The organism is Streptomyces sp. NPDC059649 (assembly GCF_042734445.1).
GTDB lineage: Bacteria > Actinomycetota > Actinomycetes > Streptomycetales > Streptomycetaceae > Streptomyces.
Genome location: NZ_JBHWDV010000026.1, coordinates 44,097 through 57,789, shown reverse-complemented (window position 1 = coordinate 57,789; position 13,693 = coordinate 44,097). Strand labels below are relative to the sequence as shown.

Annotated in this window: 11 protein-coding genes; 3 read left to right on the top strand and 8 right to left on the bottom strand. The window is 74.0% G+C overall.

What is annotated here, in order from left to right:
- Positions 1-127: 127 nt before the first annotated feature.
- The 3 genes from ACFV1J_RS24705 to ACFV1J_RS24695 form a co-directional block, all read right to left on the bottom strand.
- The gene (locus tag ACFV1J_RS24705; RefSeq protein ID WP_385861367.1) at positions 128-907 is read right to left on the bottom strand and encodes an enoyl-CoA hydratase/isomerase family protein; all 780 of its coding nucleotides are present in this window, start codon (positions 905-907) and stop codon (positions 128-130) included.
- A gap of 112 nt (positions 908-1,019) precedes the next feature.
- Positions 1,020-1,241: a helix-turn-helix domain-containing protein gene (locus ACFV1J_RS24700; RefSeq protein WP_360941167.1), complete on the bottom strand. Its 222-nt coding sequence runs from the start codon at positions 1,239-1,241 to the stop codon at positions 1,020-1,022.
- 393 nt (positions 1,242-1,634) lie between these two features.
- Complete coding sequence (locus tag ACFV1J_RS24695) at positions 1,635-3,233, bottom strand: ABC-F family ATP-binding cassette domain-containing protein (protein ID WP_385861364.1); 1,599 nt, start codon at positions 3,231-3,233, stop codon at positions 1,635-1,637.
- 312 nt (positions 3,234-3,545) lie between these two features.
- Between ACFV1J_RS24695 and ACFV1J_RS24690 the strand changes: the two genes are divergently transcribed.
- A complete protein-coding gene (locus tag ACFV1J_RS24690) occupies positions 3,546-3,962 on the top strand; it encodes a VOC family protein (protein ID WP_385861362.1) in 417 nt (138 codons plus the stop codon).
- A 34-nt stretch (positions 3,963-3,996) separates the two neighbouring features.
- Here ACFV1J_RS24690 and ACFV1J_RS24685 read toward each other — a convergent pair whose 3' ends face one another.
- The 3 genes from ACFV1J_RS24685 to ACFV1J_RS24675 form a co-directional block, all read right to left on the bottom strand.
- The gene (locus ACFV1J_RS24685) at positions 3,997-5,493 is read right to left on the bottom strand and encodes a hypothetical protein (RefSeq protein WP_385861360.1); all 1,497 of its coding nucleotides are present in this window, start codon (positions 5,491-5,493) and stop codon (positions 3,997-3,999) included.
- A 209-nt stretch (positions 5,494-5,702) separates the two neighbouring features.
- Positions 5,703-6,830, bottom strand: a complete 1,128-nt coding sequence (locus ACFV1J_RS24680) for an alpha/beta hydrolase (protein ID WP_385861358.1) — start codon at positions 6,828-6,830, stop codon at positions 5,703-5,705.
- A gap of 143 nt (positions 6,831-6,973) precedes the next feature.
- Complete coding sequence (locus tag ACFV1J_RS24675; RefSeq protein ID WP_385861357.1) at positions 6,974-7,657, bottom strand: class II aldolase/adducin family protein; 684 nt, start codon at positions 7,655-7,657, stop codon at positions 6,974-6,976.
- Positions 7,658-8,035: 378 nt separating this feature from the next.
- On the opposite strand from ACFV1J_RS24675, the gene ACFV1J_RS24670 reads away from it, so the two are divergent.
- Positions 8,036-9,316, top strand: a complete 1,281-nt coding sequence (locus tag ACFV1J_RS24670) for an anion permease (protein ID WP_385861355.1) — start codon at positions 8,036-8,038, stop codon at positions 9,314-9,316.
- A 22-nt stretch (positions 9,317-9,338) separates the two neighbouring features.
- Positions 9,339-9,575: a hypothetical protein gene (locus tag ACFV1J_RS24665; RefSeq protein ID WP_385861353.1), complete on the top strand. Its 237-nt coding sequence runs from the start codon at positions 9,339-9,341 to the stop codon at positions 9,573-9,575.
- A 45-nt stretch (positions 9,576-9,620) separates the two neighbouring features.
- On the opposite strand, the gene ACFV1J_RS24660 is transcribed toward ACFV1J_RS24665, so the two are convergent.
- The gene (locus ACFV1J_RS24660) at positions 9,621-11,030 is read right to left on the bottom strand and encodes an extracellular solute-binding protein (RefSeq protein ID WP_385861351.1); all 1,410 of its coding nucleotides are present in this window, start codon (positions 11,028-11,030) and stop codon (positions 9,621-9,623) included.
- Positions 11,027-13,690, bottom strand: a complete 2,664-nt coding sequence (locus ACFV1J_RS24655; RefSeq protein WP_385861350.1) for a caspase family protein — start codon at positions 13,688-13,690, stop codon at positions 11,027-11,029. Before ACFV1J_RS24655 ends, ACFV1J_RS24660 begins: the two co-directional genes overlap by 4 nt.
- Positions 13,691-13,693 lie beyond the last annotated feature (3 nt).

Sequence of the window (13,693 nt, the reverse complement as noted above, 5' to 3'; positions counted from 1 at the left end):
CGGGTTCGGGGGGGGGGGGGGGTCGCGGGGGGGGCCGGGGACTGCCGCGGTGAGGGTGGGGCCCCCCCGGGCCGCGGGGGGGGGGCGGGGGGGGCCACGTCAGGACGTACGCGTCGGCCTCGGTGCGCTAGTCGCCGACGCCGGCGAGGTCGCGCAGCCGGCGGGCCTGGGCGGCCCGCTCGGCACGGCGCTGCTCCTCGTACGTACGGCCCGCGGCGCCGGCCAGCAGGGCCTTGGTCTCGATGACGGCGTCCCGCGGCGGGGCGAGCAGCGCGGCCGCCAGGTCGGCCACCGCGGCGTCGAGTTCGTCCCCCGGCACGACGAGATTGGCCAGGCCGATCCGCGCGGCCTCGTCGGCGTGCACGAACCGCCCGGTGGCGCAGATCTCCAGCGCCCGCGCGTAGCCGACCAGCCCGACCAGAGGGTGGGTTCCGGTCAGGTCGGGGACCAGCCCGAGGCTGGTCTCCCGCATGGCGAACTGGGCGTCCTGCGCGGCCACCCGCAGGTCGCAGGCGAGCGCCAGCTGGAAGCCGGCGCCGATGGCGTGCCCCTGGACGGCGGCGATGGACACCAGGTCGTTCCGCCGCCACCAGGTGAACGCTTCCTGGTACTCGGCGATCGTGGCGTCCAGTGCCTCGTCCGAACCGCGCGCCAGATCGATGAACGACGGCTCGCCGTCGAACCCTTCGGGCGTGAACGCCTGCCGGTCGAGGCCGGCGGAGAAGGACTTGCCCTCACCACGCAGCACCGCGACCCGGACGTTCCCCGGCAGCAGCGAGCCCGCCTCGGCCAGCGCCCGCCACATGGCCGGCGACTGTGCATTGCGCTTGGCCGCGTTGGCGAGGGTCACCGTGGCGATGTCGCCGTCCACGGTGAGCCGCACACCGTCCTTGTCGAGCAGAGTCATGAGCGCCTCCGAGTCAGCCAGCCGCACGTACGTGCGTAAGTGACTGAACGGTAACCTCCCGGCCGACGGATCGGCCGACCGGGGGGACACCGCAGTTCCGGAGACGCGGCCGTCAGACCGCGGCGGCCTTCTTGCCCCTTGTGGCTCCGCCGCGACCGCGCAGCACCACGCCGGATTCGGTGAGCATCCGGTGCACGAATCCGTAGGAGCGGCCGGTTTCCTCGGCCAGCGCCCGGATGCTCGCACCGGAGTCGTACTTCTTCTTCAGGTCTGCCGCGAGCTTCTCGCGCGCGGCGCCGGTCACCCGGCTGCCCTTCTTCAGAGTCTCGGCCACCCGTGCCTCCTCGTGGGAAGTGCGCTCTGGACTCTCATGATCACCCCTCCCCGGCTTCCTGGCCACCCATTCCACAAGGCTTCTCCGACATCCTTTGCCGGCGGGGGCCCGCTCCGAGCGGCCGGAATGTGTCATTCCGTTCGTCCCGCGGGCCGAGCGGCCGCCGATCGGGACGAGAAGTGGCAGGTCAGGTGGGGTACGACCGAAAAGGCGCGCTCCAGGTCGCGGCGGACCGGGCACCGCGCGCAGGCACGCCGGTGTACCAGCCGTTCTCACTCAGATGATGGATCACACGTCGGCCGAATGATCCAGACGGCATGATCCCGACGCCGTGAGCGCACCGGCGGCACGCCGCTGCGCCCCGGCCCCGGACCCCCGGGCCGGGCACCCGGCTCAGGCCAGCGCGACCAGGTCCGCGTAATCCTGGCCCCACAGGTCCTCGACGCCGTCGGGCAGCAGGATGATCCGCTCCGGCTGGAGCGCGTCCACCGCGCCCTCGTCGTGCGTCACCAGGACCACCGCGCCCGCGTAGGTGTGCAGCGCGCCGAGGATCTCCTCGCGGCTGGCCGGGTCGAGGTTGTTGGTGGGCTCGTCGAGCAGCAGCACATTGGCGGACGAGACCACCAGGGTGGCCAGCGCCAGCCGGGTCTTCTCACCGCCGGAGAGCACCCCGGCGGGCTTGTCGACGTCGTCGCCGGAGAAGAGGAAGGAGCCCAGCGTCTTGCGGATGGCGACCAGGTCCATGTCCGGGGCGGCGGAGCGCATGTTCTCCAGGACCGTGCGGTCCGGGTCCAGGGTCTCGTGCTCCTGGGCGTAGTAGCCGAGCTTCAGACCGTGGCCCGGGCGGACCTCGCCGGTGTCCGGCTGCTCGACGCCCGCCAGCAGCCGCAGCAGGGTGGTCTTGCCCGCGCCGTTCAGGCCCAGGATGACGACCCGGGAACCCTTGTCGATGGCGAGGTCGACATCGGTGAAGATCTCCAGGGAACCGTAGGACTTCGACAGGCCCTCGGCGGTGAGCGGGGTCTTGCCGCACGGCGCCGGGTCCGGGAAACGCAGCTTGGCGACCTTGTCGGCGACCCGCACCTCGTCCAGGCCCGAGAGCAGCTTCTCGGCGCGCCGGGCCATGTTCTGCGCGGCGACGGTCTTGGTGGCCTTGGCCCGCATCTTGTCGGCCTGGGAGTTGAGCGCGGCGGCCTTCTTCTCGGCGTTCGCCCGCTCGCGCTTGCGGCGCTTCTCGTCGGCCTCGCGCTGCTGCTGGTACAGCTTCCAGCCCATGTTGTAGACGTCGATCTGGGACCGGTTGGCGTCCAGGTAGAACACCTTGTTCACCACGGTCTCGACCAGGTCGACATCGTGCGAGATGACGATGAAGCCGCCGCGGTAGGTCTTGAGGTAGTCGCGCAGCCAGACGATCGAGTCGGCGTCGAGGTGGTTGGTCGGCTCGTCGAGCAGCAGGATGTCGGAGTCCGAGAAGAGGATCCGGGCCAGCTCGACGCGGCGCCGCTGGCCGCCGGAGAGGGTGTGCAGCGGCTGGCCGAGGATCCGGTCGGGCAGGCCCAGGCTGGCCGCGATGGTCGCGGCCTCCGCCTCGGCGGCGTACCCGCCCTTGGTCAGGAACTCGGTCTCCAGGCGCTCGTACTTCTTCATCGCCTTTTCGCGGGTGGCGCCCTTGCCGTTGGCCATCCGGTCCTCGTTCTCGCGCATCTTGCGCAGCACGGTGTCCAGATCGCGGGCGGAGAGGATGCGGTCCCGGGCGAGGACGTCCAGGTCGCCGGTGCGCGGGTCCTGCGGCAGATAGCCGACCTGCCCCGAGCGGGTGACCGTGCCGGCGGCGGGGATGCCCTCCCCCGCCAGCACCTTGGTGAGGGTGGTCTTGCCGGCGCCGTTACGGCCGACCAGGCCGATCCGGTCGCCCTTGGCGATGCGGAAGGAGGCGGACTCGATGAGGACGCGGGCGCCGGCGCGCAGCTCGATGCCGGAAGCGTTGATCACGGGAAAAACTCCAGGGCAGGAAGACGGCGGATTGGACGGACGGTCCGAGAGCGGGCTGCGCCGTCTAATGAACCCAGAGGAGAACTGCCATGGGAGGCAGTCTAACGGGCCGGTGCAAGTAGTTTTCCCGGCCGCCGGCGGGGCCGCGCGGCCCCGCGCCCGCCCGCCCGGCGGGCGCCGGCGACGCCCGTGCGCTGTGGCGTCGTGCGCTGCGGCGGCTGCCGCCGAGCGGCGGAACGGGCGTTGTCGGCCCCCGGTGCAAGACTGTGATCCAGGACACAGAAAGCCGCTGCGGGAAGGACCGTGATCACGATGGCAGGAACCCCGACGATGTACCCGACGGTGCTCTACCAGGACGCCCAGACCGCCATCACCCAGCTGACGAAAGCGTTCGGCTTCACCGTCGGCGCGAAGTACGAGACCGAGGAGGGCCTGGTGCTGCATGCCGAACTCTCCTACGGCAACGGCACGGTGATGGTGGGTTCGAAAGGGCGCGGCGGCGTCTTCGCGGAGGCGATGGAGGACGCCGGGCCGGTCGGCGTCTACGTCCGCGTCGAGGACACCGACGCCCACTACCGGCGGGCCGAGCGGTCGGACGTGGAGATCCTGCTGCCGCCCACCGACATGGAGTACGGCTCACGGGAGTACCTCGCCCGGGACGCCGAGGGCAACGTCTGGAGCTTCGGCACCTACACCCCCGCCGTGGCCGCCGCCGGTGCCGGGCCCTGACCGCCTGGTCCGGGCCGGCACCGGCCGCCGGCGGTCAGGCCCCGCCGGTGTGCACCTGGAACGCCGCCCGGCGCACGGCCTTGGCGAGGGCCGGGTCGGGATGGGCCGCGGCCAGCGCGACCAGCACCTGGACGGTGCGGGGGTGGCCGACGGCGCGTACCTCTTCGAGGAGGCGGGGCACGGAGCCCTGGACCGCCGAGTCGAGGTGGCGCACCAGCAGCTGGGTCTCGCCGTGGTCGGCGACCGCCGCCGCGGTGTCCACCCACAGCCAGGTCGACTCCTCGCGGGTGAGCACGTCCGGTGCGGTCTCCGGGTCACCGCCTTCGTGCTCGACGAGCCACAGCAGGGCGTACGGGCGCAGCACGGGCTCCTCGGCGGCGGCGCGTACGGCCTGCTCGGCGGGGGCGCCGACGGCCCGCAGTGCCTCGAAGGCCAGGCCGCGCAGCAGCGCGTCCTCGCCGCGGGCCACGGTCAGCAGTTCCTCGACGGCCGCGCCGACGGAGCGGGCGGCGAGCCAGGCGCGGTACTCCGCGCGGGCCGGCCCCGGGGTCAGCCGGGCGCAGCCGCGCAGCATCGCCTCGGCGGACTGCTCGATGTTGCCGGCCGGACTCTGCGCGGCGACGCAGATCTGCTCCAGCTTGATCCACACCGACCAGTTGCCCAGGGGGGTGAGCTGCGCCTCGGCCGTCTCGGGCGCGCCTTGGTACGCGCCGTCCCGGGCACCGTCCAAAGGCACCAGCGCGCCGACGGTCAGCAGGGCGTCCAGCGCCCAGCCCAGGAGTTCGGCCAGCGACGCCCCCGCGGCGCCGTCGGCCGGGTCGGGCGCCGGGTGCGGGGCCCCGGACGTGTCCGGGGCGTCCGGGGCGTCCGGGGCGTCCGGTGCGTCCTGGTGGTAGGGGACCTCGCAGCGTTCCGTGCGGAGTTCGGTGACCCGCTGTTCGAGCATGTCGAGCAGGACCGGCAGCCGTACCGGCCCCGCGGACAGGTGCAGCAGGGAGAGCAGCTGCGGCAGCGCCTCGACGACCTCGGCGACGATCGCGGGGGCGGCGCCGGCCGGGGCGGGGCGGGCCAGCGACCAGGCGTCGAAGAGCGCGACCCAGCCGCGCAGCACGGCGGTGTCGTCGCGGTCCCAGGCGCGCAGCCGCCAGCCGGGGCGGACCAGGCCGTCGTGCAGTTCGATGAGTCCGGCGAGCCGGGCCAGGTCCCAGTCGGTGCGCACCTGCCGCGGCGTCAGGGACAGCGCTTCGGCGGCGCGTTCCACCGCCGTCGCCGGCAGCGCGCCGTCCGGGCCGGCCCGCAGACCACCGCCGGTGCCGCCGGCCGCGCCGGTGCCGTCGGCCCAGCGGGCGAGCCGGGCCGCGCCGGCCAATACGGCACGGGCCTGGCGGGCCAGTTCCGCGGGCGGCGGGGTGCCCTCGGGCGGGCGGGGTGCCGGGCGCTTGGCCCGGGTTGTCACCGCCCGGCGGGCGGCCGCAACCGGTTGACGGGGGACGAGTCGGAGCCGGGAGTCGCGCGGAGTACGGGACGTCACAGGAGCAGTCTTGCCGCTGACGGCCCGAAAGCCCAATCGGAACCCGGCTTGCGATCTGGCGGGGCGCCGTCATCGCGGCGACCCATCCCGGATGGGGCGAGTTGTCCTTCCGTATGCCGGGGCGTCACCGCACCGGCCGGACCGGGGCGGGGGTGGCCGTGGCAGGTCCGGTGGCACCCGACGCGGCACGTCGGGCCCCGCCGGGGGCGTCACATGAGGGGGGTGAGGAAGCGGCGCAGCGCCTCCTCGTAGCCGGCCGGGTCGGCGTTCCACATCGCGGCGTGCGGGGCGTGCGGGACGGCGTGCAGGGTGATCAGGTCGGGGCGGCGGGCGGCGAAGGCGCGGGAGGCCGCCCAGGGGGCGATCCGGTCGTCGGGGCCGTGGAAGATCAGGGTGGGCGCGTTGAGGGCGGCCGGGTCCGCGGCGTCGGCGGGCCGGTGGACGGGCATCCCGGTGACGCCCTCGGCGGCCCGGACGACGAGCGGCAGCAGGGCGCGCGGCACCCCCCGGGCGGCGGCCAGCGCGCGGACGGTGGTGTGCCGGTCGAGGACCGGCGAGTCCAGGATCAGTCCGCTGATCCGGTCGCGCAGCGCGGAGTGGGTGGCGGCGCGCAGCGCCATGGTGGCGCCGACGGACCAGCCGTGCAGGACGACGTCGCGGGCGCCGTAGCGGACGGCGTAGCGGATCGCCGCGTCCAGGTCGCGCCATTCGCTGTCGCCGAGGTGGTTGATGCCGTCGGTGGTACGCGGGGCGCCCGGGTCGTTGCGGTAGGCCAGGTCGAGGACGGGCAGCCGGTGGCGGTGCAGGAACGGCATGACCACCATGGGGTGTTCGCGGGTGGTGCCCAGGCCGTGCGCGGTGATGACCCAGGTGTCGCGCACGCCGGGGACGAACCACGCCGGCAGCGGCCCGAGTTCGCCGGGGACGTCGACGTCGGCGCAGTCGAGGCCGAGGGCGTCGCGGGGGTTGCCGCTGTGCACCTGCGGGGTGAGCCGCATCCGCATGCCGGGCCGCAGGGTGCCGTGGGTGACCCGCTCCAGGCGGCGCACGACGGCGTCCGCGGGGTGCGGGGCGCCGCGGACGACGGAGCCGATCTCCGCGTGGCAGCCGGCGCCGGTCAGCCCGTAGGTGCCGGGCCGCAGGGACACCAGGCTGCGGGTGAGGGCGATCCGTTCCTGGCCCGCGGAGTGCACGGTGAGCCGGGAGTCCCCCGGCAGGGGGTGGTCGGGCGATGGTTTCAGGGCAACGTCGCCGGCGTACCGGCCGACCGCCACGGCGGCCACCCCGGCACCGGCCACGGTGAGGACGGCCATGGCCGCCGCGGTAACCGGACGCACCCCCTCAGTGTGGGCGGCGGGGCCGGGTGCGGCCACTTGGCGCAGTCCGCGGGGGTGACCGGCGTACGGCGGCCCGCGCGGCTGCGCGGGCCGCCGTACCGGGGGGGCGCGGTCAGGCCCGGGGCGGTCAGGCCTGAGTGCGGTCAGGCCCGGGGGCGGTCGGCGCGGGCGCCGTTGGGCTGGCCGTAGCCGCGCAGGCGGGCACCGGCCGCGTCGAGCTGGCCGGGCGACAGCACGGTGGGCGAGCAGCCGGGCACGGAGTGGGCGAGCAGCCAGACCCGGCACATCCACTCCAGCTGGGTGGTGCGGTCCAGTGCCTGGTCGAGGCTGCTGCCGTAGGTGAGGGTGCCGTGGTTCTGCAGCAGGCAGCCGGTGCGGTCGCGGAGCGCCTCCAGCATGTGGTCGGCGAGCTCGTCGCTGCCGTAGAGCGCGTAGGGGGCGACGCGGACCGGGCCGCCGAGCGCCGCGGCCATGTAGTGGACCGGCGGGAGCTCGGGGACGAGGGTGGAGACGGCGGTGGCGTGCGGGGCGTGGGTGTGGACGACGGCGGTGGCCGGGGTGCTGCGGTAGACCGCCAGGTGCATCGGGAGTTCGCTGGTCGGCCGGAGGGTGCCGATGATCTGCCGTCCTTCGAGGTCGACGGCGGTGGTGTCGCGGGGGCCGAGCCGGTCGTAGGGGACGCCGCTGGGGGTGACCAGGACCAGGTCCTTCAGGCGGCACGAGACGTTCCCCGAGGTGCCGACGACCAGGCCGTCGGCGACGGTTCGGCGGGCGGTGGCGACCAGGGCGCTCCAGGCGGCGGCGAGCTGGTCGGGACGGTCCTTCATGGGTCCTCCGGCGCGGTGCGGCGAGTGCGGATGCAGTGCGCGCCACCGTACGAGCGGGCCGGGGAAGGGTACGCCGGGGGCCCGCCGGGCCGGTATCCGCCATCTGGGGATACCTCCGGAACTCGGCTGAATTGGCCGGGAATCGACCGTCTTGTTCGGCCGCTCGCTTACCTTCCCCTTGTCATGCCCGGCACGACCGGCCACGGACCGGCGTAGCCCAGCAAGTTCTCCAACGGGTGAGACGAAAGTGACAACGGAGGCGCCTCCGCGTGAACAATGCGGGGGTGTCACCACCACGCCCGGCCCAGTTCACCTTCCGTTCACCCATCCTCCGTACGTTCCGAGCGACACTGACCTTCGAACTGATTGCCTGGGTGAATGGAACACATCACGCTTCTCATCGGGATCGTGATCGTCACGGCCTTGGTGTTCGACTTTACGAACGGCTTCCACGACACGGCCAACGCAATGGCCACCACCATTTCCACCGGGGCATTGCGACCCAAGACCGCGGTGGCGATGTCGGCAGTCCTCAATCTTGTCGGCGCGTTCCTCTCCGTCGAGGTGGCCAAGACCATCTCCGGCGGCATCATCGACGAAGCCTCCGGCATCAGGCCGGAGGTGATCTTCGCCGGCCTGGTCGGCGCGATCATCTGGAACCTGGTCACCTGGCTCGCCGGTCTGCCCTCCAGTTCCTCCCACGCACTCTTCGGCGGCCTCATCGGCGCCACGTTGGTGTCCGTCGGCACCCACGGTGTGCACGGTGAGGCCGTGGTGATGAAGGTCCTGATCCCGGCGGTGGCCGCCCCGATCGTCGCGGGCCTGGCCTCGATGGCGGCGACCCGGCTCACCTACCGTCTGACGCGCGGCCACGACGAGGCCGACACCGCCAAGGGCTACCGCGCCGGGCAGATCGCCTCGGCCGCCCTGGTCTCCCTCGCCCACGGCACCAACGACGCCCAGAAGACCATGGGCGTGATCACCCTCGCGCTGATCACCGGCGGGGTCGTCGCCCCGCACGCCGACCCGCCGCTGTGGGTCATCGCCTCGGCCGGTCTGGCCATCGCGCTCGGCACGTACCTGGGCGGCTGGCGGATCATCCGCACGATGGGCAAGGGCATCACCGACATCCGGCCGCCGCAGGGCTTCGCCGCCCAGACCGGCGCCGCGGCCACCATCCTGGCCTCCTCCCACCTCGGCTTCGCGCTCTCCACCACCCAGGTCTGCTCCGGCTCCGTGATGGGCTCGGGCCTGGGCCGCAAGGGCGGCGTGGTGCGCTGGTCCACGGCCGGCCGGATGGTCGCCGCCTGGGCCCTGACGCTGCCGGCCGCCGGTGCGGTCGCCGCGGGCGCCGCGTTCCTGGCCGGTCAGGGCACCTGGGGCGTGGCCGCGGTGGCGGTCCTCGGACTGGGCGTCTGCGGTGCCATCTGGGCCGCCTCCCGGCGCAAGCCGGTCGACCACACCAACGTCAACGAGGGCCCGGCCGCCGAACCGGTGGGCGTGGTGACCGCCGCGCTGCGCGCCGTCTCCCCTCCCCCGGCCGGCCACCCGGCCCCGGCGGCCGACATCCAGGTCGACGCCGAGGTGCCGGCCGAGGACGGCACCGACACCCCGACCACCTCCGCCCCGCGCGCCCAGGCCGCGACGGTCACCCGCTAGCGGCTCTCACCTAAGGAACCCCATGACCATCGACTGGGCAGCTCTCGGCCAGGTCTTCGGCGTCACCCTCGTGGTGACGGTCGGGCTGGTGGGCCTCTTCACCGTCGGCATCGTCGGCACCTCCCGCAAGCCGGTGCAGGAGGGCGAGGCGGCCGCCGCTACCGCGCCCGGGGCGGGCGCGCGGACCGGTGCGCTGGTCGCCTTCGCCCTGTGCGCGGCGGCCGTGGCCTACGGCATCTATCTGATCGTCGCCGCCTGACCCCGGCGACACCCGACGGCGCGAGGCGCCCGGCGGAGCTCGGCATCAGCCGTCTTCCGCCGGGCGCCTCGCCCGTTGTGCGCCCCGCCCGCTGAGCGCCTCGTCGGCCTCACGGGCCAGCGCGTCGGCGATGGCCGTACCGCCGGGGCTGCCCAGGTACTCCGAGACCCGGATCTGCACGACCTTGCTGAAGGTCTGGTAGTGGGCGCTGCGCGGGCGCGGCTCGGCCGCCAGCAGCGCCGCGTACAGCGTCCTGGTGTACGGCGGCTGCCGGCCGGGCCAGGGCTGGCCGGCGGCGCCGTGCTCGCCCCGCTCGGGCGGCAGAGGGCAGACCGGCGCCTTGCCCGCCGGCCGGTACGCCGAGTCGCGGGTGGCCGCGAACCCCCGCTCCAGCAGACAGCGTTCGCTGCCCGGGCCGGTCAGCGCCTCGATCAGCGCGCGGGCCCCGGCCGGCCGCCTGCTGCCGGCGGAGATCGCCAGGTTCTGCCCGCCCAGGACGGACATCCGCTTGCCGTCGGCGGGCCGGGCCGGCAGCTCGGCGACGTCGAACTTCTCGCCGGGGGTGAGCTTCTCGGCGACCGAGGCGTACTCCACCGGCCAGTTGCGCATGAACAGCGCCCGGCCGTCGGCGAACCAGCGGCGGCTCTCCGTCTCGTCCATCGTGAGGGCCGCGTGCGGCATGATCGTGTCCAGCCGGTCCTTGAGGTCCGCGACGCCCAGCTGGAGGGCGCCGACCTGCTCGCCCTTGGTGAAGCTGGTGGCGTCCGGGTCGCCGCCGGTGGCCCACGCGGACTCCAGGGTGTTGACGGTCAGGCCCTCGTAGGGCCGCAGTTGGGCGACCATGCCGTACATCTTCTTGTCCTCGGGGACCTTGCCGTCCTTGGCCGTGCGGGCGAGCTCGCGGTTGTACGCGGCGGTGACCGCGGTGGCCAGCTCCTTCAACGAGCCCCAGTTGTCGGGCGGTTGAGGATGATGGCCGTACTTGGCGAGGATGTCCTTGCGGTAGTAGAGCAGGCCGGCGTCGGTGTTGAAGGGGACGGCCCAGACCTTGTCGTCGTACTCGACGGTCTTGACCACACTGTCGAGGAAGTCGCCGTCCAGGCTCGTGCCCCAGGGGCGGATGACGCCGGCCTCGGCGAACTCCGCGGTCCAGGCCACGTCGAGGTTGAGCACGTCGTAGGCGCCGCTGCCGGACTGGCCGGCGGCCAGCAGCTGGCTGCGCTGGCCGTCGGCGGTGTCCGGCAGCTTGACGATCCGCACCGCACGGCCGGTGCGGCGCTCGAAGGCCCGGATGAGGGCCTGGCGGACGCCGGTACTGCTGAGGTCGCTGCCGGTGGCCAGGACGATCGGGCCCTTCTCGGGGCCGGGCCCGGGGCCGGCGGTGCAGCCGGAGACCGCCGCGGTCAGCATCAGGGCGAGCGCGGCGGCCGGCCAGGTGGTACGGGGCTTCCTCACCGGTCCTCCTTGCCCGCGGTGCCGATGGACGCGATCAGGCCGGCCAGCAGATCGGGCGCCTGAGGGCCCCCGGGCACGCACTGTCCCCGGGAGGCGTTGGCCAGCCCCTGGAGGGCGAAGGTGTCGCAGCCGGCCTTGTCCAGCACCAGCGTCAGCACCGGCACCGCCGGCTTCTGCTTCAGCAGCGCGGTCAGCCGCTGCTCGACGCCGGCCGCGCGCCGCGCCCTGCCGTCGTCCTCGTCCATGATCAGCACGATGGCCTGGTTGCTGCCGGACGACGTCTTCATCTCCCGTACGGCGGCGGTCAGCGCCTCCTCCATCGCGGCGCCGTGGTCGACGAGTTCGCCCTTGGCGATCCGGTCCAGGGCGGCCTTGCCGCGCGCCGGGTCGACCGTGCCCAGGGGGACGACCCGGCGCACCGCGTCCGGATCGCCGGGGTGGGCGCGGTCGGGGAAGGTCCACAGGCCGTAGGTGTGGCGGTCGCCGACCATCTCCAGGGCGCGGCCCGCGGCACCGAGGGCGACCGGGAGCTTGCCGCCGTCGGCCATCGAGGTGGAGGTGTCCATGAGGATCAGCAGCCGGCTGGGCTTCTGCGCCTTGTCGTAGCCGTCGAGCACCCGGGCGACCTGGTCGGTGCCGGCCGTGAAGCGGTTGACCGGGGCGTCGAGGTCGGCGTCGGCGCGGCTGTCGCGCAGCGGGGAGCCCGGCGCGGGCGCGGGGTCCGTGCTGTCCTTGCCGGGGACCGGGCGGTAGCCCTGCGCGGTGAGGACGGCACGGCCGCCGTCCGGGGCGCGCAGCCACTCGGCGAAGCGGTCGACCGCGGCCTGCCGTGCGGTGGCGTCGGCGGTGCCGTGCCAGTCGACGCGGATCAGCGGGTGGTCGAGCGCCGGGACGTTCTTGGGGTAGTACGCGACGTACCGGTCGCGGGGGGCGAGCGGGCCGGCCAGGGCGGGGCAACTGCCGACCGCCCGGCCGAGGTTGTAGTCGGCCAGGGACTTCTCGGAGACCAGTGGCGCCGAGCGGTCGCCCCGGGCGCCGCCGGCGGGGGCCTGGCCGGTGGCGGTGGCGTCGGGGCCGGTGGCCGGGCGCAGCGAGCACAGCAGCTCGGTGCTGTCGGCGTACTGGCTGCCCGGGGCGGAGAGCCGCTGCTCGGCGCCCTCGGCGAGGGCCGGGTCCGGGGAACCGGAGGAGCCGATCCGCGAGCCGTCGTTGGCGAGGTAGAGGCCGATGGTGTGCAGCAGGCCGGTACCGGAGAGCACCGGGCTGGGGCGCAGCAGTTTGAGGTCCCGGTGGCCGCTGTCGGTGCCGGTGAGCAGGTCCTGCCAGGAGGCGCGCACCCGCTCGACGTCGTCCAGCTGCTTTCCCGCGGGGATGCCGACGACCAGCGGACTGTAGGCGACCGGGCCGGTGTTGTGCAGGGTCGCCGGGGAGCCCGTGGGGGGCATGCCGCGGCGGGCCTCGTCGTAGTCGGCGGTGGACTCGGGGATCCACAGGTCGGGTTGCGGGCCGGGCCGGTAGAGCGGATCGGTGCCCTTGTCGTCCTGCTGTCCCTGGCCGGTCCCCTGGGCCTCGCCCTGCCAGCGGCCGGCGGCGGCGAAGCCCTGGTCGATCTGGTCCTTGGCGGCGGAGTAGACGGTGATCTGGGCGCGCCGGCAGCCCGCCGGGAGGTCGCCCTCGCCCTGCAGCGGGCGGGTGTTGGCCTCGGACATCTCGTAGTCGAACGCGGCCCGGCGCAGGGTCGGTTCGGCCTCCGGCGCGGTGAGCAGCCGCAGTTCGAGGGCGGGCGGGCAGTCCGGCAGCGGCAGCAGCAGCTGCCGGACGACGAGCCCGGCGGCGATCAGCACGAGGACGGTGACGAGCGCGAGCAGCGGCTTCAGGCGGGGCCGGACGTGCTGGTTGGACCAGCGGCGCAGGCGGACCCGCGGCGGCGTCGGCAGCCGCGCCTCGGGGGTGGCGAAGGACAGCACGACGTCGTCGACGGTGTTCTGCTTCGCCGACCGGGGCTCCCAGACGTCGCCCATCGGCGTCCGCTCACCGGCGAGCCGGCCCCGTAACTCCCGTACGAGGTCCTCGAAGGTGACGAACCGGCGGCCGGGGATGCCGTTTTCGAGGATCTGCACCATGGCGCGGGTGAAGACGGTGCCGCCGGCCGGTTCCTCCCCGCTGAAGATCCGGCGGTTGGGCTGGGCGGCCATCAGCAGCGACATGGGTTTGCGGTGGGAGTGGAAGGCGCCGCCGGCGTTGCCCGCGTAGCAGCACTCCAGGACGATCACGATGCGTTCGGCGCGGGCGCTGTCGAGGCAGGAGAGCACCGCGTCCTGCCAGGAGACGGTGGTGTGGCTCTGCCGGGGCACCGAGGCGCCGACCATCAGCTGCAGGTCGCCGCCGTCGCTGCCGACCCAGCCGTGGCCGGAGAAGTACACCAGCAGCAGTCCGCGGGCCTCGTCGGCGGCGGTCTTGAGCGCCTGGCTCAACTCCCAGGGTTCGGCCGGCCGGCAGAGGGTGACCTCGTCGGCGGTGAACAGGTCGGTGGCGGTCAGGGCGCGGCGCAGCTCGGCGGGGTTGTCCTCCACCGCGGGCAGGCCGCCGAGCGTCGCGTAGTCGTGGACACCGATCAGCAGCGCCCGGTTGATCTTTCCCCGCGCGTCGTATTCGGACATCCG